General features: G+C 52.5%; 20 protein-coding genes. 18 read left to right on the top strand and 2 right to left on the bottom strand.

What is annotated here, in order from left to right; translation table 11 throughout:
• Positions 1 to 750: 750 nt before the first annotated feature.
• Positions 751 to 2,484, bottom strand: coding sequence for an N-6 DNA methylase (locus PUE40_RS00830; RefSeq protein ID WP_277671606.1), 1,734 nt, complete (start codon positions 2,482 to 2,484; stop codon positions 751 to 753).
• A gap of 191 nt (positions 2,485 to 2,675) precedes the next feature.
• Here PUE40_RS00830 and PUE40_RS00825 point away from each other — a divergent pair, with 191 nt between their 5' ends.
• The 14 genes from PUE40_RS00825 (at position 2,676) to PUE40_RS00760 (ending at position 17,398) form a co-directional block, all read left to right on the top strand.
• Positions 2,676 to 2,915 carry a DUF3791 domain-containing protein gene (locus PUE40_RS00825; RefSeq protein WP_277671605.1) on the top strand — a complete coding sequence of 80 codons (240 nt, stop codon included), beginning with the start codon at positions 2,676 to 2,678 and terminating at the stop codon, positions 2,913 to 2,915.
• The gene (locus tag PUE40_RS00820; RefSeq protein WP_330681502.1) at positions 2,915 to 3,124 is read left to right on the top strand and encodes a DUF3791 domain-containing protein; all 210 of its coding nucleotides are present in this window, start codon (positions 2,915 to 2,917) and stop codon (positions 3,122 to 3,124) included. Before PUE40_RS00825 ends, PUE40_RS00820 begins: the two co-directional genes overlap by 1 nt.
• Positions 3,125 to 3,294: 170 nt before the next feature.
• Positions 3,295 to 5,913, top strand: coding sequence for a DUF3320 domain-containing protein (locus tag PUE40_RS00815; protein ID WP_277671603.1), 2,619 nt, complete (start codon positions 3,295 to 3,297; stop codon positions 5,911 to 5,913).
• A 1,193-nt stretch (positions 5,914 to 7,106) separates the two neighbouring features.
• Positions 7,107 to 8,087, top strand: coding sequence for a hypothetical protein (locus PUE40_RS00810; protein WP_277671602.1), 981 nt, complete (start codon positions 7,107 to 7,109; stop codon positions 8,085 to 8,087).
• Between the two features lie 69 nt (positions 8,088 to 8,156).
• Positions 8,157 to 9,383: a CpaF family protein gene (locus PUE40_RS00805; RefSeq protein ID WP_277671601.1), complete on the top strand. Its 1,227-nt coding sequence runs from the start codon at positions 8,157 to 8,159 to the stop codon at positions 9,381 to 9,383.
• Positions 9,370 to 10,113, top strand: coding sequence for a type II secretion system F family protein (locus PUE40_RS00800; protein WP_154554673.1), 744 nt, complete (start codon positions 9,370 to 9,372; stop codon positions 10,111 to 10,113). The genes PUE40_RS00805 and PUE40_RS00800 overlap by 14 nt, the downstream gene beginning before the upstream one ends.
• A complete protein-coding gene (locus tag PUE40_RS00795; RefSeq protein ID WP_277671600.1) occupies positions 10,110 to 11,156 on the top strand; it encodes a type II secretion system F family protein in 1,047 nt (348 codons plus the stop codon). Before PUE40_RS00800 ends, PUE40_RS00795 begins: the two co-directional genes overlap by 4 nt.
• A 33-nt stretch (positions 11,157 to 11,189) precedes the next feature.
• On the top strand, positions 11,190 to 11,342 hold the full coding sequence (locus PUE40_RS00790) for a Flp1 family type IVb pilin (RefSeq protein WP_154554675.1): 153 nt from the start codon (positions 11,190 to 11,192) through the stop codon (positions 11,340 to 11,342).
• Between the two features lie 2 nt (positions 11,343 to 11,344).
• A complete protein-coding gene (locus PUE40_RS00785; protein ID WP_277671599.1) occupies positions 11,345 to 11,677 on the top strand; it encodes a hypothetical protein in 333 nt (110 codons plus the stop codon).
• Positions 11,667 to 12,989 (top strand): DUF5702 domain-containing protein, encoded by a 1,323-nt coding sequence (locus PUE40_RS00780; protein ID WP_277671598.1) that lies wholly within the window; start codon positions 11,667 to 11,669, stop codon positions 12,987 to 12,989. The genes PUE40_RS00785 and PUE40_RS00780 overlap by 11 nt, the downstream gene beginning before the upstream one ends.
• Positions 12,964 to 13,779, top strand: a complete 816-nt coding sequence (locus PUE40_RS00775; RefSeq protein WP_154554678.1) for a hypothetical protein — start codon at positions 12,964 to 12,966, stop codon at positions 13,777 to 13,779. The genes PUE40_RS00780 and PUE40_RS00775 overlap by 26 nt, the downstream gene beginning before the upstream one ends.
• A gap of 21 nt (positions 13,780 to 13,800) precedes the next feature.
• The gene (locus PUE40_RS00770) at positions 13,801 to 14,331 is read left to right on the top strand and encodes a DUF6382 domain-containing protein (protein WP_277671597.1); all 531 of its coding nucleotides are present in this window, start codon (positions 13,801 to 13,803) and stop codon (positions 14,329 to 14,331) included.
• Between the two features lie 109 nt (positions 14,332 to 14,440).
• Positions 14,441 to 16,429: a bifunctional 4-hydroxy-3-methylbut-2-enyl diphosphate reductase/30S ribosomal protein S1 gene (locus PUE40_RS00765; protein ID WP_154554680.1), complete on the top strand. Its 1,989-nt coding sequence runs from the start codon at positions 14,441 to 14,443 to the stop codon at positions 16,427 to 16,429.
• 135 nt (positions 16,430 to 16,564) lie between these two features.
• Positions 16,565 to 17,398: a Cof-type HAD-IIB family hydrolase gene (locus tag PUE40_RS00760; protein ID WP_277671596.1), complete on the top strand. Its 834-nt coding sequence runs from the start codon at positions 16,565 to 16,567 to the stop codon at positions 17,396 to 17,398.
• 9 nt (positions 17,399 to 17,407) lie between these two features.
• On the opposite strand, the gene PUE40_RS00755 is transcribed toward PUE40_RS00760, so the two are convergent.
• On the bottom strand, positions 17,408 to 17,911 hold the full coding sequence (locus tag PUE40_RS00755; protein ID WP_277671595.1) for a hypothetical protein: 504 nt from the start codon (positions 17,909 to 17,911) through the stop codon (positions 17,408 to 17,410).
• Positions 17,912 to 18,063: 152 nt separating this feature from the next.
• Here PUE40_RS00755 and PUE40_RS00750 point away from each other — a divergent pair, with 152 nt between their 5' ends.
• The 4 genes from PUE40_RS00750 to topA all read left to right on the top strand — a co-directional run bounded on the left by PUE40_RS00750 (position 18,064) and on the right by topA (position 23,141).
• Complete coding sequence (locus PUE40_RS00750; RefSeq protein ID WP_277671594.1) at positions 18,064 to 18,396, top strand: YraN family protein; 333 nt, start codon at positions 18,064 to 18,066, stop codon at positions 18,394 to 18,396.
• Positions 18,397 to 18,581: 185 nt separating this feature from the next.
• The gene (locus PUE40_RS00745; RefSeq protein WP_277671593.1) at positions 18,582 to 20,108 is read left to right on the top strand and encodes a YifB family Mg chelatase-like AAA ATPase; all 1,527 of its coding nucleotides are present in this window, start codon (positions 18,582 to 18,584) and stop codon (positions 20,106 to 20,108) included.
• Positions 20,109 to 20,120: 12 nt separating this feature from the next.
• Positions 20,121 to 20,981: a DNA-processing protein DprA gene (dprA, locus tag PUE40_RS00740; RefSeq protein ID WP_154554685.1), complete on the top strand. Its 861-nt coding sequence runs from the start codon at positions 20,121 to 20,123 to the stop codon at positions 20,979 to 20,981.
• A 54-nt stretch (positions 20,982 to 21,035) separates the two neighbouring features.
• The gene (gene topA / locus PUE40_RS00735; protein WP_277671592.1) at positions 21,036 to 23,141 is read left to right on the top strand and encodes a type I DNA topoisomerase; all 2,106 of its coding nucleotides are present in this window, start codon (positions 21,036 to 21,038) and stop codon (positions 23,139 to 23,141) included.
• Positions 23,142 to 23,165: the final 24 nt, after the last annotated feature.

Here is a 23,165-nt window from a genome sequence, read left to right as displayed (position 1 = left end):
GACATAGTGTAGTCCTCCTTTCTGGTTCCGTCATCCAAAAGGTATAAAAATTATACAAAACGGAGGTATTAAAAGGAACACTATGAGCTGTGGATTTATGGATAACCGGCGTAGGGTCATGGAAAAGCGTGTGGACAGACATAGCTGCCCACACGCTTTTCCACAACCCTGACAGGAAGCCGGTTACCCACAAGCTCCACAGCTGCTACGACTACTATCCACTTCCATCAAATGAAAAAGACAGCGCAACTGTTTTGCAAAAGTAACTTCTTGTCTGGATTTGCAAATTTAAAATCCAGTGCTGCCATAACAAAAGCAGAACTTACTTTTTCAATTCAGGTTTTAAACGGTATGGCGGTTCTTTGATGCAAATACGCCATGAATAACGCCATGATTAACGCCAATGGTAAAAATGGCGATAATCATGGCGTTAAAGTGCCATTTAATGGGTGTATCCCCAAAAGGGTGTAACCCAAAAGTCTGTAAATAGGATTCGTATGGTGCAGAACTTACTTTTTCAAGTCAGTTAAGTTTCGCTAAGTTTCACTTCTATAGGTGTTTATGCTAATCTAAATTTAGGTCATATGGCTCATTGAAAATTAGGTCACTCCAAGGCCGTTTGGTTATCGGCTATACAGTACTTTTTCTAAAGAGAAAAAACAGTGAATTTAAGTTTCGCTAAGTTTCACTGAGTGAGAAGCCCCCATGCTTAAGCCATACTCATCAAGCCAGGTGCCAACCGGTCAAAATTTACTTTCTAAAGCAATCGTACACGCCGGAGATGTTCCGGCGGAGCGTTTCAATCCGGCCGATGGTCGCATGCAACTCAGCGATGAGCGCTTTTTCTTTTTCGGCAATTCGTTTCTGCTTTTCCGGGTCGATGGCATCGTATTGCAATTCACAGAGCTGCTTCGGGTTAATGGCAAAAATCGTACTGCCGGTCTGTGCAACGCGGAGGCACAAGTTGCCGTCATCACTGTCGAAGAATGCTTTTAGGTAATAAGGCTCTAAAGTGTCGTTGCATCTTACGACAATGAGATTCCCCGTCACGATAATATTTCGATTCTTGATATTTTCCGCAACGGCCGTGCTGATTTTGGTTCCCCGAGCGGAGATAATTACATCGCCGTCTTGAAGCATGTATTTCTTGTACTTTTCAATTCTGTCAATATGCACTTCCACAAGTTCTTCATCCATGTAGCCGTTGCTGATGTTGGCCAGATTCAGGAGATAGCCGTTTGGTGCCTTGCCGCAGAGATTCGACATTTCTTTCTGCTTATCGGACGTAATCTGAGCCCCTCTGAAAATGTCTCGGGTTCCTTCGGAAAGCTTCCGAGCGTTGGTAAAACAAACTTTTTCATCCAGAACGTACCGCATCGGGTCGAAGGAGTAGGTGTTATCCGCAATCGTCCGAGGCGCAACTTCAATATAGTCGTCGGAAGGACGGTTTTCGTCCTCAAGATTAGCACCTCCGTTAAAATACAGGTCCAAGATGCGGTCCCTTTCGGTGGTCGTAAGCACATTCCGGAATTTTATTTTTTCATAATAAGAAGCGGCGTTCACCATCTTGATGCGATTGTTGTTCTCGCTCAACACCAGCATGGCGATTTGGATGCCGGTATTCATGAGCAGGCCTTCCGGCAATAAAACGACGCCTTCCAGCGTTCCCGATTCCAGCAGCTCTTTCCGGAATTCTTTTTCGGATTCCAAATATAACAGGCTTGCGCGGATGAAAGCAATTCCTTTGCCGCCTTTCTTCAGCATCTTTCGCATTGCCCGGATGTACGCCCATTCGGAAGAGTGAACGGAAACGCGCTTTGCTGTTTTTTCATCAAACAATCCGCATGACAGAAGCTGCTTGGATTCGAGCCGCTGCTTTATCGGCATGTGGCAGAAAACGGCATCGTACTGAGGAAGTTCCGGATTGCGGAAATCCATATCGAATACATCTTCACAGCGAATGTGGTTCATATCCCGATTCAGAATGAGCATTTTCATCCGGGCCACGATTGCGTCCTCTTGTTTGATCTCTATGCCGTGGAGCTCGCCGGCTTTTTCGTGGATTGCGGTTTCGGTCAGAAATACACCTTGGCCGCAGCCGATATCCATTACGGTCTTGGATTCGGAAGGGGCAAAAACCGCTGTGGCGAGTTTCTCGATATCTCCGTTTGTGTAAGACCCGTAGATTTCATTATCCCGATTCCGGTAAGCGGTTACAAAATCAGGCACATCGATGTCATCGATGGTGTCCAGTGTTTCTCGAATTCTCTGCGTGTCTTTTTCAGCGGCAAACAGATTGCGGAAGATGAATGTGAGAATGTCCCGATGCTCCGGACGCACTGCGGTATTTAATGTTTCATGCGCTTCCGAAAGCGTATCCTGTGCCAATGCGTCATCCAGCGCTTTCCGCTCTAAAATTCGATTCAACGCGAGCACGCCGAATGTAATTTGGTTCTGAATGTCCGATTTGATATTTTTCAACATGATTGACCTCCTAAAAAAAAGCTTGGTATTTGATAACCTAAATTTAGCATAGGCGACCGCGGCCGTCAAGAACTTTTTGGTATTTAATAACCTAAATACTACAAAGCGACGTTTTTTGCCTTTACGGATTTTTCAATAAATACTATAATTAAAGCAATCTCAGTGTTCGGATGAGTATAGAAAAGGGGCGTATGATGAAATATGAAAATATTAAAAATCCCAATGAGCTGGAGTTCGCTGTGTTTTGCATTGAAAATGTAGCGAAAAAGTTGGGTGCGGATGCAGCGCGGGTCTATCTGGCATTTACCGAAAAGAGTGATATCCTGTACGGTTACATCGTGCCGGAATATGAAGTGCTGCATACCCAGAGCCGTGAATATATCGTGGACGACATCCTTGATGTGATGAAAGAAAGGGGCGTGGAGGTATGATGGCAAATCCGATTTTACTCCAGAAAAAATATGCTCGCGTCATTGAGTGCTTTGCCAAACAGCAGGGAATTTCATTGGACGAAGCATTGGATTTATTTTATCGTTCCGAAGTTTACCAATTAATGCGTGAGGGCGTTTCCGATATGCACTGCATGAGCGATCTGTATCTTGCAGAAGAATTAAGATTGGAATATGAAGAGCGAGAGTAAATTGGGGAAACAGTGTTTACCCAATTTGAAAAGCTTTCGACGGACAGCACCGGCAGAAAATCATATTGAGTTGATAGGAAACCGCCGTTAAACCGCCGGATACAACGTTTGAGAGAAATATACAGAAGAATAATAATCAGCACAAATAGCACAACACAAAGGAGGCACACATGGCGAAGGAATGTTCTATATGCGGAAAGAAATTGGGTTTCCTGTCGGGGAAAGTGGCGGTATCAGATGGAATCGTTTGCGATTCCTGCTGGTTTGCCGCGGGTCTGGATTTGAGCATTAATTCCATGATGACCTCGAACACGCGCACCGTGAACCAGCTCCGGGACATGATTGAGATCGAGGTGCTCAAGCGGGCGGCGGAGCTGACGGGACGGACGGATTTGGCGGCAGCGGTACCGCAGGCAGAGGTTCCGGCAGAGAAGACCCCGGCGGTAAAAACAACACCGGCGCGGAAGGCGGGAACGACCGATGCCAAACCGGTGGACATCATTCTGGAAGTGGGTAAGGACCGGAAGGTGAATTTCCAATGCGTGGGACAGCCGGTTATAAACCTGGAAGATTTGATTCAGGGCAATGAGATGATCATCGGAGATGGTTTTATCTATAATCGGAGCAAAGAAACCTTACCGGACGTTCGAATCGCCTGCGAGTTTCAGCCGGCCATTGTGGACCCGGGACTCCTGTACTACGAAGAGGGTACTTTTACTGCGGGCGTAGAAGGGAAATTCGAAATCGACGACCCGCCGGTGAACCTGGAGGAATACGCGAAGATCAAACGCACCCGGAACGGCAAAATCCGTTTCACTCTGTTCATGGGAGAGCAGGAGGTGGGCACTGCGGAGTGCAGCATGCGGGTGAAGCCGGCGCCGGAAGAAGAAATGCAGAAATACATGAAATCGGTGATGTACGAGACGGAAAAGAACGCCTCCGGTCCGGTGAACGTGTTTTTATATGCCCGGGCGGACGGAACCTTCGACGAGGATCTGATGCGGTGGCCGGACCTGCTGTACGCTATGTACGCCAACGGTCAGGAGCAGCTGATCGGGGACGTGTACGTGGCCAACGAAACCGGCAAAAAGCTCAAGAACATCCAGTTCCGGGCGGATTTTACGTCGGATATTCTGGAACCGGTGGATGTTTTTTTGGGGGATGTGCCGGCGGGGGAGAACATCGTCTTTGAGGTGGACGACCCGGCCATCAACCTCCGTAAATTAGAGCAGATTACGGAAATCGAGACCTGCACCGCTACCTACACCCTCACCGTGAACGGCAAAAAAGTCTCGGAGGCTTGCGGCCGTGTGACGATCTGTCCGTACGACCAGTGGAACGGCGCACTGGTTCTGCTGCCGGCCTACATGACGCCGAACCATCCGGACATCATCGGGCTCCTGCAGCAGGCGGCGCGTTGGATGCAGAAGGAGGGCATGAACCCATCTCTGGAAGGCTATCAGGGCGATGCCAAAAGGGTGGAAGAGATGACCATGGGCGTGTACAACGCCATAAAAGAAGCCGGCATCATCTACTCGAATCCGCCGGCCAGCTTCTTCGGACCGCAGCGGGTGCGTCTGGGGGAGACGGTGATGCAGCAGAAATTTGCTACCTGCATGGACATTACCGTGCTCTTCGCTTCCTGCCTGGAATCCTTCGGGCTCCACCCGGTCCTGATTACGGCACCGGCTCATATTTTTGCCGGCGTATGGCTGACTTCCAAAGGCAGATGCAACGAACCGGTTCTTTCCGATACGGCGCAGCTGCGGAAGCTCATCAAAGAGAAGGAACTGGTGGCTTTGGAATGCACCGCCATGACCCTGGGGAAAAACCTTTCCTATAAAGAGGCGAAGAAGGAAGCGGAAGAAATCCTGAAGGCACTGGACGAAAATAAAATCCCGGATAACGATTGCATCGACGTGCAGCTGGTGCGGAACATCGGTATCCGGCCGATTCCTATGCGCCGAAATCCGGCAGGTGTCATCGCGGAACCTTCGGTGGAAGCGCCGGCGGCCCCGGCCGGAACCGCTCTCGAAGCGCCGGCGGAGACCGTCGAAAACGCTAGCAAGGCGCCTGCTGAGACCGCTGCGAAGGCACCTCGCAAAAGCCCGGCGAAAGAAAAGCCGGCAGCTACGAAAGAAGTGCCGGCAGCCCCGGAAATCGCCGAAGTTGCCGAAGCCATTGAAGCTGCCACCGTCACAACGGCAGCGGCCGCAGCCTCCGCGGAACCCCTCCGCTATATTCGGGAAGAGTACCGCGTGTTCGAGAAAGACCTCTCGCAGATCACCATCGATAATTTCTACGATCGTCAGACCAAAAAGCTGATCAAGGAGGCCATTTCGGAAATCGTGCAGGTGGAGGGTCCAATCAGCCAACCTGCCCTGATTCGCACCCTGATAAATTCCACCGGTCTGGGCAGAGCCGGCAAAAACATCTCGGAACACCTGGATAAGCTGGTGGCCACGGCAGACGTAAAAATCACTCGTCAATCCGGGGTTCGCTTCCTGTGGAATCACGGTTCGAATCCGGCAGACTATCACACCTTCCGTTTCCAGGAACAGCGGAACACGGAGGACATCTGCAAATACGAACTGAAGAACGCCGTGTGCTGCCTGCTTCAGGAGAACGGCCCTATGACCAAGGAGGAAATCACCAAAGCCATGGTGAGCCTGCTGGGATACAGTCGCTCCAGCCACCGCATCGAGGAATGCGCGGCGGACGCCATCAAGGCGGCCCGGGAGCTGAAGGCCATCGAGCAGAATGAGCGAAAGCAGTTTGTAGTGCGTTGAGGAGTAAGAGATGAAGGAATATACCCCACCTTTCCAAATGACGGAAGAAATCAAAGTACCATCCGCTGGTGAAGGACTTTGGTTCATGAGAATCAGGAAGTATATTACAATGCGTTGCAGACGGCAAATAATATGGGGGAGTCAAGTGTTTTTGTAGAATTTATGCTTGAAATAATTCGGGATGCTTTGCGAGAAATTGAAACTCAGAATACGCAAATATATTGGCAAGCACACTTGGAATTACATCCAGACAAGCACAAAGAATTTTGGCGAAGCTAAAAAAAGCGGGAAAAATTGTTGACATGGAGCTAGCAAGAACGGATGGTGGGAGGTCCGCTAGGTGTAGATTGCTTTTCGGAGGCAGGTTTTAATTGCATGGTGCCGACATGCTCATGTCGTAAGAAATGTCGTAGCAAATGTCGTAAGAAAACAGTTCGCAACTTTTTCCCGCCGCATAGCGTGCGGGTTTGACCCGGTCGACAAGGCGGAAAGGTACCGGGCAAGAAGGGGCCGGCCCGGGAGGAGATGAAAAGAATTGACGACGAACGGGGAACGATGGGGGCGTTCGTCGTCAATTCTTTTTTTTGATATGATGAGAAGTAATGCGCGGGGGCCTCCGCGCATTACTTTTCCTTTTGGAATGATGATGTGAAGAGCTGAGCGGAGGCTGGGCCTCTGCTCAGCTCTTTTCGCTTTGGAATTAAGATGAAGAAAAGCGATGCGGGAAGGCCGGTGGGCCTTCCGCATCGCTTTTCATCTTTCATCAGACGGCGGCCCGGGACTAATTTGGGACGCCGGCCGAAAACTTTCCGGGACTTGGTGCACCGGGAACGGAGGTACAAGGTTTTGCGGGATTTTGTGCACCAAGCCCGTGCCCCTGGCGGGCCGAAAACCCTTCGGGACTTGGTGCACCGGGAACGGAGGTACAAGGTTTTGCGGGTAATCGTGCACCAAGTCCGGGCCGCCGGTCGATCGAAAACTCACCGGGATTTGGTGCAAAAGGAACGGAGGTACAAGGTTTTGCGGGTAATCGTGCACCAAGTCCGGGCCGGCGATTGGCCGAAAACTCACCGGGACTTGGTGCAAAGGGAACGGAAGCACAAGGTTTTGCGGGTTATTGTGCACCAAGTCCTGAGCCGCCGGTTTAAAAGCAAGCCGGATGATAATAAATGTGTACTGAAGGGGAATTTTTTTTGTGGTACAGTAGGTGCACAAAGAGGCGGGGCGGCGAATACAACCCGCGCCGACTGCCGCCGGAGGCGCAGAACGGATCCCGGAGGGTGGTAGGAGCGGCGCCGGTGGGCACGGAGCGAGAGGACGAAGCGATGAGATTGAAATTGGTGATGAAGGATCGGGAATACCGGGATGCGTTGGCGAAGCGAATTCGCCGGAGCCGGTGGAACCTGTACGTGATAATAGAAGATAATTTCCGGATGGAAGAGGATACGCTCCTGGTGACGGATGTGGGCGAAGGCAAGCTGCGGGAAGGCATGGTACTGCTGAGCTCGGAGTGCCGGCGGGAGGTGGAAGGCAAGGGCCCTTACGTGCTGTTCAAGTATGCCGGCGTGGATGAGCTTCTGACAGACCTGCGGCTGTGTGCTTTTCTCTGGACGGGAAAAGGAGATTTGCGAAGGGGAAAGGACCGCATCGTTACTGTGGGTGCGGTGGAGCGTACGGATTTGGGGCACCGGCTGGCGGAGCAGGTGGCCTTAGAATTGGGAGAGGGCCTGGAAGAACCGGTACTGCTGCTGGATTTAACGTATTTTTATCGGGAGGGGCAGCCGGAAGAATCGGGGAATACCTTTCGGAAGCTGGTGTACTATCTTCAGAGCGGGAAGAGCATTCCGGTGGAGGTGTTTTTTCGACGGGAGAGGGGGAACGTGTTTCGGGTTCGGATGCCGCGGGGGATGAACGAGTTGATGAAGATTCCGGGAGCGGAATGCCTGGAGCTGATTCGAGAGATGGGACGGTATTTTTCGGCAGTGGTGTGCAGCGTGGGGGATTGTTTCTCGGAACGGAACATCGAGTTGATGAAGAATTCCGAGTGGTGCATCTACATGGCGGAGGAAGATATGCGGGAGTATTTTCCAAAGACGTCGCTGGTGGTGCCGGAGCGGGCCGGGGAGATTCGGAATGCGGCGCGGCTGGTACAAGGAATTTTGGAGATGCCGTGAGTGCGGAGCACAGCGCAGGCCGAGTGCGGAGCACCGAGTAAAGGCGGAGCACAATACAAAGGAGACAAAATGTTAAAGGAAGTGACGGAAAAGTACAGCCGGGAGCTGGATGGTTTTATCCGGGAATTGCGGAAGACGCTGTCCCACTCGGAGGTGGCGGAGGATGCGGAGCGGCTGCTGAAATATGTGGAGGATGAGTTTTTCGGGTCGGAGCTGGCCGGACGGGTGGAGTATTGGGAGATTTGCGATATGGTGCGGGCGGTGTACCTTCGCCTCCGGAGTAAGTACGGAATCCTGCAGGAATATTTGGAGGATCCGGCCATCAACGAGATTATGGTGAACGGGCCGGAGCATATTTTTGTGGAGAAGAACCGGAAGGTGCAGGCGGTGGACAACGCGTTTATTTCGGCAGAGGAACTGGAGGGGGTGATCCGTATGCTGGCATCGGACGTGCACCGGGAGATCAACGAAGCGAATCCCATCGTGGACGCGCGGATGCCTAGCGGGTACCGAATCAACGGGGTGCTTCGGAATGTGGCGCTGAACGGACCGTCTCTCACCATCCGGAAATTCGCGGAATCCATGATTACCATGGAAGAGCTGGTGCAGCGGAAGAGCTTGACGGAGGAGTGCAAGGAGGACCTGTGTGCGCTGACGGAGTGCGGATACAATATTTTTATCAGCGGCGGAACCTCCTCGGGCAAAACCACCATGCTCAATGCGCTGGCATCCTACATTCATCCGGAGGAGCGGGTGGTGATCATTGAGGATTCCGCGGAGCTGCAGCTGAATCACCTGGAGAACCGGGTGCAGATGGAGTGCCGCAGCGCCAATTCCATCGGGAAGGGAGAGGTGCGGATGGACCAATTGATTCGCACCAGCCTGCGGATGCGGCCGGACCGGATTATCGTGGGGGAAGTGCGGGGCGGAGAGGTTTTGGATATGATTCAGGCCATGAACACGGGCCATTCCGGGAGCATTTCCACCGGCCACGGGAATTCCATTCGGGGCATGCTGAACCGTCTGGAGACTATGTACATGATGGGCGCCCAGGTGCCGGTGTACACGGTGCGGAATCAGATTGCCAATGCCATTGAGATTTTCGTGCACCTGAAGCGGGACGGCGATGGGAACCGGCGGGTGATGGAAGTGGCGGAGCTGGCGGGGTTCGACGGAAAGGAATACAACATCAATTATCTGTATCGTATTGATGGGGCGGGAGCACTGGTTCGAACCGGGAATGCGCTGCTGCATCGGGATAACCTAAAAAGAGGTGGCATGAATGACCGACTTTAGAATTTATGAAATGTCCCGGAGAGAAAACGCGGTGTTCTACGGGGTTTCCGGGACGGTCGCCCTGTTGGTGGCCCTGTTGTTCTACCGAAACATCCTGTTCGGCGCAGTGATTATCCCCTTTCTGCCGAGGCTGAAGAAATTCGCCGTGGAGATATTAAAGGAACGAAGAAGGCGGGAGTACCTGATGCAGTTCAAGGATTTCCTGTTCATCGCCGCCACTTCCATCGGCGCCGGGCGGTCCATGAAAGATTCCATCGAGGAAGCGATTCCCCGGATGGTGGATATTTACGATGAAGATGCCATTCTGGTGCGGGAAATGAAACTCGTCCATCAGCGAATCGAGCACGGCAACGAAGATGACGTGGATGTGCTGGCGGACCTGGCCGCCTTGAGCGGGCAGGAGGATGTGATTGATTTCGTGACCATTTATGCCACTTGCAAGATTACCGGTGCCAGCCTAATTCGGGCCATGAATCAAGCCGCCATGGTGATCATCGACAAAATGACCATCGAGCGGGAGATTCGGGAGTTGATTCGGCGAAAGGAGCAGGAAGGGTTGATCATCCTCCTGGCACCGGTGGTGGTGATTCTTTTTCTGAACCTGGCCTCGCCGGATTATATTGCCCCCATGTACGAAACCATTCGGGGGCGGCTGATTATGACGGGAATGATTGGGGCGAATGTTGGAATTTATGAATTGGTGCAGCGGATTGTAAAGGTGAAGATATGAATGAAAAAATACAGCAAATGGCAGAATCGAAGGTCGTTCGGTGGATCCGGGAGATGCTTCGGCGGATTCGGGCGGACCCGTCGCTGCTTCGGCAGCTTTATGGAATTACGTTGGTGTGTGCCCTTTTCCTGGCTTCTTTTGTGATAAAAAGCGGCCTGGAATCGGGAAAATACATCGTGGACGGAAGCGGCAACGTGACGGGAATTCAGCGGCGGTCCCTCAATTCCTACGAGGAGTACCCCCTGCGGGTGCGAATTCAGGGAAAGGACGAGGTGCTGGAGAAGGAGGTGATTATTTCCAAGCGCTCCCTGAAGGAGATGGAGGAAAGCCGGAGCGCCGGGAAGAAAGACCGGCGAAAGGAGGTGAAGCAGAACCGGGAGATGGAGCTGGGCCGGATTCTTTCCGACATCGAATCGTCTGCGGGCAAAAAGATTGATTTTCCGTCGGAGCTTTCCGATGGCAGCCCCATCACCTGGCAGAAGGGGGATCCGGGCCGCAGCGAAGAGTGGACCATTCTTGGAATGTACTGTCTGTTGGTTGGAATGGCGCTCTACAGCCGCCTGGCTCCCCGCAAGAAGAAAAAGGGCGACGACGGCCTTCTTCGAGGACTTCCCAGGTTCGTGAATCAGCTGGTGATGATGCTCTATGCCGGGGTGATTCTCAGCGATGCGTTTGACCGAATCTGCCAGAGCTATTCCATGGTTCCGGCAGAGGCCCGAAGCGATTTCGAAAACGAGATGGTGGAGCTGTACCGAGGACATCGGGATCACCGAGTGAGTACGGCCATGCTGCTGAATCATTTTGCGGGAATGCACAACGTAAAGGAAATGCTGCGAATTTCCACCATTCTGCTGGAAAACGAACGTCGGGGAAGCGACGTGGTGGAAAGTCTCAGCCGGGAGAGCCGATTTCTGTGGGAGGAACGTAAAATCGTGGCGGCGGAGAAGGGCAAAGCCATCGATACCAAAATGGCCGGGCCCCTGGGCCTGCTGCTGATCTTGCTGATTGTGGTGACCATGGCGCCGGCGATTCTGGTGATGTGAGGAAATGATTTGTTTGAAAGGAAGGTAATTGCGATGATGAAATTGTTGAAACAGAAGAGAGGAATGGAAATGGTGCAGGTAGCCATACTGGTGGCCATTGCGGTGGCGCTGGGAATTATTTTCAAATCCCAGATTACCGCATTCGTCAACGAGGTGTTCTCCAAGCTGGACGCGGGACAGTTCTGACCATGAAAGGGATTCTGAAGAGTCGCCGGGGAAATGAATTTGTGGAGGCGGCCGTGGCCATTCCCCTGATTACCGCAGCGGTATTGCTAATTCTAAATCTCTTTGTATTCTATCTTAATATTTTGGCAACCGGGGTGAAAGATCACAAGGAAGCTTGCCGGCGCTGGGATTCGGACAGAGAAGCGGTGATAAAAGTATACCGGAAGAGCGAAAGCGTCCGGATGGCGCCGGCGGGCATTCTGCGGACGCGGCCGGAATGCCGGCTGGAAATTCGGTCCTACGAGTTTAACGAGGATTTGTTGGTGCGAGCAAAGGAAGTGCTTCATGAAGAATAGAAAAGGCTCCGCCACCGTTCTGTTGGCGATGATTTCGGTATCCCTTAGCATGGCGATTCTTTCTTCTATTATAGTAATCCGGCAGATGGCGCTGAACAGCATCTGCCGGAGTTACGGAAACGTGTGGACCCGAGGAATCTTGTCGGAATACGACCGGCACCTCCTCCGGGATTACGGCATCATGGGATTCTACGGAAACAATCCGGAGGTGGCAAGGAAATTGGAATACTACATGCACTATTCCCTGAGCAATCGGCTTCAGGTGCGCAGCCTGTCGGCCACGGCGGATCTGAACGGCTATGAGCTGTCGGAACCGGAGAATTTCCGGAGAGCCATGGCCAACAGCTTCGGGACGGAGTCCCTGGAAGTGCTGCTGAAGAAGGAAAAAAGAAAGGACCGGGGGGACCTTTCGGCGTCCGAGAAGCCGGGGAATAAAGGGACGCAAAAGGTCGAGAACCTTCCCCGGGAGATCAAAAATCCGGTGGTGCTTCACACTCTTCCTTCGGCCCAAGGGGAAAGTTCTTTTTCCCCGGATTCGGTGATTGAAGCGCTGAAGTCCGGAAAATTCGTTTCGCCCGGCGGCGGATCGGTAAAGAACGTCCCGATGGAAATTGTTTTTATGAGAAAATACATGAACAGCTATCGCCGAACGGCGGACGGCAAGAAACATTACTTTCGAAACGAATGGGAGTACGTTCTCAAAGGGGCGGCGAACGACGAGACCAACCTGAAAAGCTGCCGGCGGCGCCTTTTTCTGATTCGGAACGGGCTGAATCTGGCCTATCTGTACAAGGATCCGGAGAAGGTGGAAGTGGTGACGGCGATTGCGGAAATCATCTCGCCGGGGCCCATGGGGGTGGTGACTCAGGGCATTCTCATGGAAGCCTGGGCGGCGCTGGAGTCGGAGAAGGACGTGGAAAATCTGCTGGCGGGCAGGCGGGTGCCGGTGATGAAAACCGCGGCCACCTGGAACACGGGCATTGAGGGAATTCTGAAGGACGAGGAGGTGCAAAAAAAATTAGACGAGGATTCCCGGAAGCTGCTGAAGGAGAAAGGAGGTGAGGTGTCGGAGGCGGCCGGGAAGTCCGCCGGAAAAGTGGTGGAAGAAGGGCTGGATTACGAAGAGTACCTGATGATCATGATTCTGGTCCTGCCGGAGGAAACCCGGCTGCGCCGCCTCATGGACCTGGTGCAGATTAACATGAAATATCGGTATTACCGGGATTTTAACCTGGCGGAATATTACGGAGGGGTGAGTTTTGCGATTCATGTTAACGGAAAAAAATATGCATACAGCAGAGAATATCGGTAAGGAGAGGCGGAAATCCCGGAATCCTTTCACCGGCCGTCGGCGGGGAGATTGCCGGCGGGGAAGCTATGTCGTGGAGGCGGCCATCACCCTTCCCGTGCTTCTCATCGCCATGATTGTGCTGTCCTCTATCGTTCTGTACTATTCCTGCATCGAGGATGCGGCTTTTATCACCGCCACGGAATTTCGGAAGGGGAGCATCGAAGCGGTGGTCAGCGAAGGGCAGCCCCTGATTCCGCTGGAGGTGGCCGAGCGAACCCGGGACAATCACCCCATCCTGGATTCCCATCGGATTCTGGAGTACGGCTTTCGCAAGAACCGAAACGGCCTGAACGAGCTGATTTACCTGAACCTGGAGCTGGACATGAAAACCCGGAATCCTTTGGGAATCCTCAGTCAATCCCGGTACGATTCCGCGCTGATGACTCGGGCCTATGTGGGGCAGGTTCGAAACTGCAAAGCCATGACGGAGGCGGAATTCCGGAACGAACTGGCGGATGGCGTCTTTATTTTTCCCCAGGATGGGGAGAAGTACCACAACAAGAACTGCACTTTCGTCCGGTCGGAAACCAAAGCCGTGGCACTGACGGAATCGGTCAAAAGAAAATATACGGGATGCCGAGTCTGCCGGAGCAAGGAGGCGGCGTCCGGAACCAGGGTGTACGTATTTCCGGAATACGGTTCTCGGTATCACCTGCCCGGATGCCGGGTACTGGAGCGGCGGTGCATCGAAATTGAAAAGGATGTGGCGAAGGAGCGGAAATACACCCCGTGCAGCAAGTGCGGCGGGTAGAGGAAAAGAAAGGAGGACACTATGGAAGAGCGGCTCAGCCGGCGGATTGTAGGCCACTCCATTCCGGAGTACATGATTGAGATTTTGATTCAGGATTATGCGGGGACCTTCCTGCGGATGGTGGTTTCTCGGAATGCGGGCGTCTACGACCTGTCCTACGAGCAGAACGGCTACCGGCGCTGCATGGCGCAGCGCCTTCCTTCCCCGGAAAAGTTCCGTTTGCTGGAGCTCCTGTACGACATAAATGAAGAGAACGAAAATCACCTGATTCCCGCGGAGCGGTACATGCTGGAGCCGGAATTGATCTATTGGAAGGATCATCGGATCGACCGTAAAACCGTGCGATTGTTGTTTTATCCCGATGTGAAGGGGGAGCCGTTCCTGCGAAAATGGCTGATTTTGATAGAAAAAATATTGAATCCCGGCGTCCCGGAGGAGAAGGGGCTGCTGGAACAGATGCGGTACCTCCTGCAGAAGAGCAATGACCCGGAGAAATTGCGGGATCTGATTCAGGCTGCCCGGATTCGCTGCGAAGGCTCGGCGGAAGAGTAATCGGAAGAATAACCGGCGGAAGAACAGCGGCCGATTTGCAAAAATCGGTGGCAAAAAAAGCCTCCTTCATATATAATCAATCTATTATGGATGTAGGAGGAAATCGGAAATGGAAATCATCCGCGCGGATCGGTCGGGCTTCTGTTTTGGCGTGCAGCGAGCCATCGATTTGACCATGGAACAGATTGAGAAAAATGAAAAGGGGGAGAAGCGTCCCCTGTACACCTGCGGACCGCTGATTCACAATCGGTCGGTAACCGGCGCCTTGGAAGAGAAGGGTGTGGGAATGATTCAGAATATCGAGGAAGCCTCGGAGGGGGATGTGGTGATCATCCGCTCCCACGGAGAACCGGAATCGTTCTATCGCACGGCGGCGGAGAAGGGGGTTGCCCTGGTGGACTCCACATGTGTTTTTGTGACAAAAATTCATGATATCGTCCACAAAGCGCACGCCGAGGAAAAGGGCATCATCATCGTGGGCAATCCGGAGCACCAGGAGGTCATTGCCACCAACGGCTGGTGCGATTACCGGGGGTACATTCTGCAGAGCCGAGAGGACGCAGAGGCGCTGATCCGGAACCACCCGGAACTGTTTCAGACGGGCCGGAAACCGGTGATTGTATGTCAGACTACTTTTAAGGTGGAAATCCTGGAAGAGATTCTGGGTGTTTTTAAGGACAAAAATTGCGAATACGAGCTGTACAACACCATTTGCAGTGCGACGAGGGAGCGTCAGGATGCTTGTCGGGAATTGGCCAAAAAAGTAGAATTGATGGTGGTCATCGGCGACCGGCACAGCTCCAACTCGCGGAAATTATTCGAAATCGCGAAAGAAAATTGTAAAAATTCAATTCTTATACAAGATATTTCAGATTTACAGTTGAAACAAGCCGCAAAATATAATAAAATAGGTATAACCGCGGGTGCATCGACACCTGAATGGATAATTAAGGAGGTTATTGCTAGTATGAGCGAAAATGTCACAAACACCACAGAAAAGAATCCAATGCTGGATTTCATGGATGACATTGAGAATTCTTTGCGTCTGCCAAGACTGGGAGATGTTGTTGAAGGTAAGGTGCATCAGGTAACAGAAGATGAAGTCATTGTTAACATCGGATGCAAGAAGGACGGAATCCTGAAGAAGGCTGAAGTATCCCTGGAAGAGGGCCAGTCTCTGAAGGACGTTTTCCAGGAGGGAGACACCGTTCAGGCCAAAGTCATGAAGACGGACGACAACGATGGCGGAATTCTTCTTTCCAAGAAGAAACTGGAAATTAATGAGAATTACAAAGAACTCAACGAAGCCATGGAGAACAAGGAGACGCTCTCCGTTAAACTTAGCAAGAAAGTTAATGGCGGCGTAATTGCAGTTTACAAGGAAGTTACCGGATTTGTACCGATGTCCCAGCTCGCTGACACCTTTGTCACAGAAGAGAACGTCGATGATTTCATCGGCCAGACTGTTGATATCAAGGTTCTGAGAGTTGACAACAAGCGGAACAGAGCGGTATTCTCCAGAAAAGCTGTACTAGTTGAAGAGAAGCATAAGCAGGTTGCTGAAGTATGGGCAAACCTGAATGTTGGCGACATCGTAGAAGGTAAGGTTATGAGATTTACCGATTACGGTGCATTCGTTGACATCGGTGGCGTTGATGGTCTTCTGCACATTTCTGAAATTTCTTGGGGCAAGCTGAAGAACCCTCAGGAAGTCCTGAACATCGGAGACATCATCAATGTTAAGATTCTGTCCCTCAACGAAGAGAAGGGTAAGATTTCTCTGGGTCTGAAGCAGACAACACCGGAACCATGGTCTCAGGTTGGTACGAAATACCAGATCGGTGGAATCATCACCGGTAAGGTTGTACAGATCAAAGAGTATGGTGCTTTTGTTGAACTGGAAGCAGGTCTGGACGGACTGGTTCACATTTCGGAAATCGCAAACAAGAGAGTTGAGAACGTTTCCGACGAGCTGAGCCTGGGTCAGGAAATCACCGCAAAGATCATGGATATCGATTCTGACAGAAAGAGAATCAGCCTGAGCATCAAAGCTGCATTGAACAACGATGAAGCAGAGGAAGCACAGGACGAGGAATAGTCTGATTGTTCGAAAGGCCACCGTAATTGCACGGTGGTCTTTTTCCTGTTTTTTGAACGACGGCATTTGCATGGGGACGCCGGGACTTTTTCCCTCGAATGCAAAAGCCGTATTGAAAGGAGAAAAGAAAGCGATATGGATATTCGTTTAGTTGCACTGGATCTGGACGGAACGACGATGAACAGCGACAACCGCCTTTCCGATTACAACCGAAAATCCCTGGAAGCAGCGGTACAGGCGGGAATTCAGGTAGTGGTGGCCTCCGGCCGAGCCTTCGATGCCCTGCCGAAAGAAGTCCTGGCGATTCCGGGCCTTCAGTACGCCATCTCCTCCAACGGCGCCCATATCACCGATCTTACCACCGGGAAATTCATCTATTCCAGCTACATCACCCCCACCACGGTGGACCGGGCCATCGACCTGGCTGTAAAAGAACACCTGATGGTAGAGGCCTTCTGTCACGGAAAGCCCTATATTTCCGAAGCCCTTTACGAGGACATTCGGGTAAACGGCAGCGTCTACCGAAACAAGGAATACGTGATGACCACCCGTACCCCGATTCCGGATATCTTCGGTTTCATGCGGGAAAACCGGGAAATTCTGGAAAACATCAATTTCTTTTTTTATGGGGATGACCGCCTAAAAGAAATGCGCCCGAGAATCCAAGCTCTTCCGGATTGCAATGTGGTGTCGTCCGTGAAAAATAACATTGAAATCGGCGGAATCAATTCCAGCAAGGCCCATGCCCTGGAGATTCTATCCCGGAAACTGAAAATTCCCCGGGAAGGGATTATGAGCTTCGGCGATGCGGGAAATGATATTCCCATGATTCGCTATGCCGGCATGGGTGTGGCCGTTGGCAACGCCTGGGACGATGTGAAGGCGGCGGCGGACTACGTAGCGGAAAGCAATGACGAGGACGGAGTGGGTCGGACCATCCGCCGCTTCGCTTTGGGAGAGAAACTGTAAGTTTCTTCCTTATAAATAGGATATAATATGTAATGAAAAAAACTTTGAATTGGCGGACGCTTCGGTCCGCCGATTCAAAGTTTTTTGTTTTTTGAAGCCCCGGCTGACAGGCCGGCCGGTCCTGAATCCGTTCGGCCGGCCGGCAGAGTCATCCGGTTCGCGCTCGCCTCCCATGAAAGCCAATGAATTCGGTTTCCGAGCGCGAACTTTAGCGGCCGGCCCCTCCTGAATCCAGCCGTCCGGCTTCTCCGGTTCGCGCTCGCCTCCCGTGAAAGCCAATGAATTCGGTTTCCGAGCGCGAACTTTGGCGGCCGGACTCTTCTGAACCCGGCCGGTCGGCTTCTTCGGTTCGCGCTCGCCTCCCATGAAAGCCAATGAATTCGGATTTCGAGCGCGAACTCTAGCGGCCGGGCCGCCTTCCTCCCGGCCGGCCCGGCGGCCGCCCGGTTTACAAATGCCCCATTTTGGTACTTTTTCCCGGGCGAAAAGTCCTTTTTGCTCGAAACGCCACATCCCCTTCCCGGAATATGGTACAAAGGAAGAACCAACAGGCGGAAGAATCAAACGGACCAAGCAGCGGCGATTCAACCGGAAGACCGACGGGACATGCGGCGACTCAACCGGCAGACTGACAGGACGTGCGACAGATTGACAGGAGGAGAACTATGATTGGCAGTAAAAAACTAGGAGATATTGGAGAACAGATGGCGGAAAGAGTATATGCGGAAGATGGGTTTCAGATTTTGGAAACCAACTTTCGATGCCGCTCCGGGGAGATTGATATTATTGCGGAAAAGGATTTTTGCTTTCATTTCGTGGAGGTGAAGACCCGGAGAGGGGACGATTTCGGGTATCCGGCAGAGGCGGTAAATGAGACGAAGCAGCGGCGGATGCAGGCGGCGGCCCGGTACTACATGCATATGAATCGGTTGGAGAACGTACGGGTCCAATTTGATGTAGTAGAAATCGAAGTGAATCAGATTTCAAATTGCATATGACGGATAATGTAATTAGAGTGCTCTAATCACTCTAATCACTCAAATTACTCAAATCGCTAAACTCGCGCGAAGCGCCCATATAGTAGAGCACTCAAATCACTCAAATCGCGCGGAGCGCCCGAATTGCAGCAGCGCACAAAGCACGCAGCGCGCTCAAATCATTCAAATCAACAAAGGAGGACAAAATGATAAGTGTAGTATATACAGCAGTTTGCGAGGGCATCGAAGGAATTCCGGTGCAAGTGGAGACGGATATCGGTCCGGGACTTCCTCAGATCAATATTGTGGGGCTGGCATCCACCACGGTGATGGAATCCCGAGAGCGCATCAAGTCCGGCCTCCTGAACTCCGGTTTCGAGTATCCCCGGCGACGGGTGACCGTGAATTTGATTCCGGCGGGCATCCGCAAAAACGGGAGCCATCTGGATCTGGCCATTGCCATGGGAATTTTGGGCGCCATGGGATACGCGGACGCCGATGCCCTTCGTGAAATTGGTTTTATTGGAGAGATATCCCTTCAGGGGGACGTGTGCCGCGTGGAAGGCGTGCTGCCCATGATTCTGGGAATGGAAAAAGCGGGGATTCGGCGGGTCGTTCTGCCGGCGGAGAATTTAGCGGAAGCGGAGCTGGCGCGGGAAGGCGGGAGCGCCGGGCCGGAGCTTTTTGCGGTCCGAAATCTTCAAGAATGCCTGGATGCGGTTCAGGGTAAAAAAATCCCGTCACAGGGCGAACGCGTCCGGCCGGCAATCCGGGAAACGGAATATGCGGATTTTAGCGATATCAGCGGCCAGGAAAACGCCAAGCGGGCGGCCGTGATTGCGGTGGCCGGCCACCATGGACTCCTGATGATGGGAAGTCCCGGATGCGGCAAAACCATGATTGCCCGGCGCATTCCTTCCATCCTCCCGCCGCTGACCCGGCAGCAGATGGTGGAAACCACCATGATTTACTCCATTGCGGGCAAACTGGAGAAGGGACAGGAGATCATATCGGCGCCGCCGTTCCGGCACCCCCACCATTCCATCGGAAAGGCCGGACTGCTGGGCGGCGGAAGTTACCCGGTGCCGGGGGAAATCACCATGGCCCACAACGGGGTGCTTTTTCTGGACGAAGTGGGCGAATTCAAAAGGGAAAACATCGAGGCCCTGCGCATTCCCCTTGAAGAGGGGGAAATCACCCATTTTCGCCATGGGAGAGCGTACCGGTTCCCCAGCGATTTTCGGCTGGTCATGGCAACGAATCCCTGTCCCTGCGGGTACCTGGGAGATCCGGAGCGGGAATGTCGGTGCTCGCCGGGGGAGATTGAGAATTACCGAAAGCGGCTCAGCGGTCCCATGTTGGAGCGCATGGATATGATGATTCAGATGGAGAAGGTGCACTACGATGAGCTGAATCGAAAACCCGATGAGAACCTTTCCTCCGAAGAGATGCGGAAAATGGTGATGCAAGCGATTGATTTTGCGGCGGCGAGGGGGCAGGAAAAGCCCAACGGCCTGCTGGAAGACCGGGAGGTGCAGCAGCTAGAGATTTCGGCGGAGGGCCGAGAAATCCTTCAGAATGCGTATACCAACCTGAAACTGTCGCCTCGCACCTGGATAAAGGTGCAGAAGGTAGCCCGCACCATCGCGGATGCGGAGCAGTCGGAATGCATTGAAGGCGAGCATATTCTGGAAGCCCTGAGTTACCGGACGGCGCCGGAGGATATTTATTGAAGGAGGCTTAATATGATAAAAAAAGATTTTGAAATCGACCGGGATTCCCGGCTGTATCCGGAGCTCCTGCGGCAGATTCCGAATCCGCCGAAAAAGCTTTTTTGCAGAGGAAACCCGGAACTGCTGGAATGCCGGAAGGTGGCGGTGGTGGGATCTCGCCGCTATTCCCTGTACGGAAAGCAGACTGCGCTGATGATCGGAAAGTATTTCGGGAAGACGGAGCTGGCGGTGGTGTCCGGATTGGCCAGCGGAATCGACACCTTTGCCCACACCGGGGTGCTGGAAGTGGGAGGCAGCACCATCGCCGTGCTGGGCACCGGATTGGATCGAAATTACCCGGTGAAAAACAAACCCCTGCAGGAAGAAATCACCGAAAAAGGACTGGTTATTTCCGAATACGAAAATGATTTTAGCGGAAACCAATACTCCTTTCCGGCGCGAAACCGAATTATCAGCGGACTCAGCGAGGGCGTGGTCGTGGTGGAGGCCGGATCTTCCAGCGGATCCCTGATTACCGCTCAGTTTGCCGGCGAACAGGGACGGACGGTGTATGCGGTGCCGGGAAACATCAACAGCCAGTTCAGCATCGGAACGAATTTGCTGATTCGAGACGGCGCGGTGCCCCTGGTGGTGGTGAAGGATGTACTCCTGGATATGGGCCTGGAGTTGCCGGAAGAGAGTGAAAAGAAAATTGCATTAGGCGGTGACGAGACGGCGATATTGGAAATCGTGAAGCGGAATAATGGAATTCATGTGAATGAAATTGCACATATAATGAACAAAAACATTGGAAAAATCAGTGCTATAATAACCGTGCTTGAAATTAAAGGCATAGTCATCAGCCACGGAGGAAAAATTCACCTTGCAAATTAGCCTTCTTGGGGGTATGCTATAAACTGTTGTAAAATATTTTTGAGGAGATAATGAATGGCAACAGCTGCAAAGAAGAAAACAACCAAAAAGACAACAAAGAAAACAACCAAACCCAGAGCCCGAACTCTGCTGGTGGTGGAGTCTCCATCCAAGGCAAAGATTATCGGAAAATATCTGGGATCCAGTTATAAAGTCATCGCGTCCGTGGGTCACGTTCGGGATCTGCCGAAGAGCCGGCTGGCGGTGGATGTGGACAACCATTTCGAGCCGGAGTACATCAACATCCGGGGCAAGGGCCCGACCATTCGGGAACTGAAGAAGGAAGCCGCAAGTGCGAAGCGCGTCCTTCTGGCAACGGACCCGGACCGGGAAGGGGAGGCAATATCCTGGCATATCGCCCATCTTCTCGGTATCGATCCAACCTCGGAATGCAGAATTGAATTTAATGAAATCAACAAGGAGGCGGTAAAAGAAGCCCTGAAACATCCGAGAGCCATCAACATGGGCTTGGTGGATGCCCAGCAGGCCCGGCGAGTGCTGGATCGTCTGGTGGGCTATCAGATCAGCCCGCTGCTCTGGAAAAAGGTGCGCCGGGGACTTTCTGCCGGCCGAGTGCAGTCGGCGGCCCTGAAGATCATCTGCGACCGAGAGACGGAGATTCTGAACTTTATCCCGGAAGAGTATTGGAACATTTTCGCGGATTTTGGCGGAGGCTTCAAGGCGCAGGTGGCAAAGCGCAGCGGAAAGAAGATCCATATTCCGGACGGCGAAGCCGCCGCAAAGGTGAAAATCGAACTGCAGGAGAACCCGTACCATGTGGAAAAGGTGATCCGGAAGGACAAGAAGACCAATCCGTATCCTCCTTTTACCACCAGTACATTACAGCAGGATGCATCCATTAAATTAAACTTCCCGACTCGCCGCACCATGCAGGTGGCACAGCAACTCTATGAGGGCGTGGACATCAAAGGCATGGGTTCCCGCGGTCTGGTCACCTACATCCGTACCGACTCCGTTCGTGTGGCGGAGGGTGCCAGAAGCCAGGCCCACGAGTTTATCGAAGCCAATATGGGAAAAGAATATATCGGTTCCGGAAAGTTCACCAACAAGAAAAACAAGGATATTCAGGATGCCCACGAGGCCATTCGTCCGTCCGATGTGACGCTGGATCCGGAGATGCTAAAGGAATCCCTGACGCCGGAACAGTACAAGCTGTATCGGCTGATCTGGCAGCGGTTCGTGGCATCTCAGATGGCACCGGCGGTAAGCGATACCGTTTCGGTGGCAATCAAAAATGGCAAATACGAGCTGAAGGCCAGCGGTTCCACACCGAAGTTTGATGGGTGGAAGAAAATCTATCCGGCATCCTCCGGCGAGAACGGTATGAATATTCCGGCGCTGGAAGAAGGCGAGGAGCTGCAGGCGCAGGACGTGATTACGGAACAGAAATTCACCACACCGCCGCCGCGGTTCACGGAAGCCAGCCTGGTAAAAACCCTGGAAGAGCTGAACATCGGCCGGCCGAGCACTTACGCTACCATCATCACCACCCTGGGGACTCGGCGGTACATTAAGAAGGAGAAGAAATCCCTGATGCCGACCCAGTTGGGTTTTGATGTCACAAAAATTCTGTCGGAATACTTTTCCGATATCGTGGATGCCCAGTTCACCGCCCAGATGGAAGATAACCTGGACTCCGTGGAGCTTCAGAAGCTTCCGTGGAAAAACACCATCGACGGGTTCTACGGCAATTTCCGAAAGGAATTGGACCGGGCCGATGCGGAGGTGGAACGAATCGAGCAGGAAGTGGTGCTCAGTGATGAGGTCTGCGAACTCTGCGGAAAACCGATGGCGATTAAGGAAGGCCGTTTTGGTCAGTTCTTGGCGTGCACCGGTTATCCGGAATGCACCAACACCAAAGCCATCGTGATTCCAACCGGCGTGAAATGTCCGAAATGCGGAAAGGAAATCGTGCAGAAGCGTTCCCGGAAGGGCCGGATTTTCTACGGCTGCAGCGGTTATCCGGACTGCGACGTGGTATTCTGGAACAAGCCAATCGACCGGACCTGTCCGAAGTGCGGTTCCCTGCTGATGGAAAACACCACGAAAAAATATCGGTACAAGTGTTCCAGCAGCGAATGCGACTACAGAGAAGAATAATTTTAAGGGTATAGAAAGGATACA

The organism is Mogibacterium kristiansenii, assembly GCF_029224645.1.
GTDB classification, from domain to species: domain Bacteria; phylum Bacillota; class Clostridia; order Peptostreptococcales; family Anaerovoracaceae; genus Mogibacterium_A; species Mogibacterium_A kristiansenii.
The sequence above is the reverse complement of the archived record's forward strand: the minus strand, read 5'-3'. Positions and strand labels throughout refer to the sequence as shown.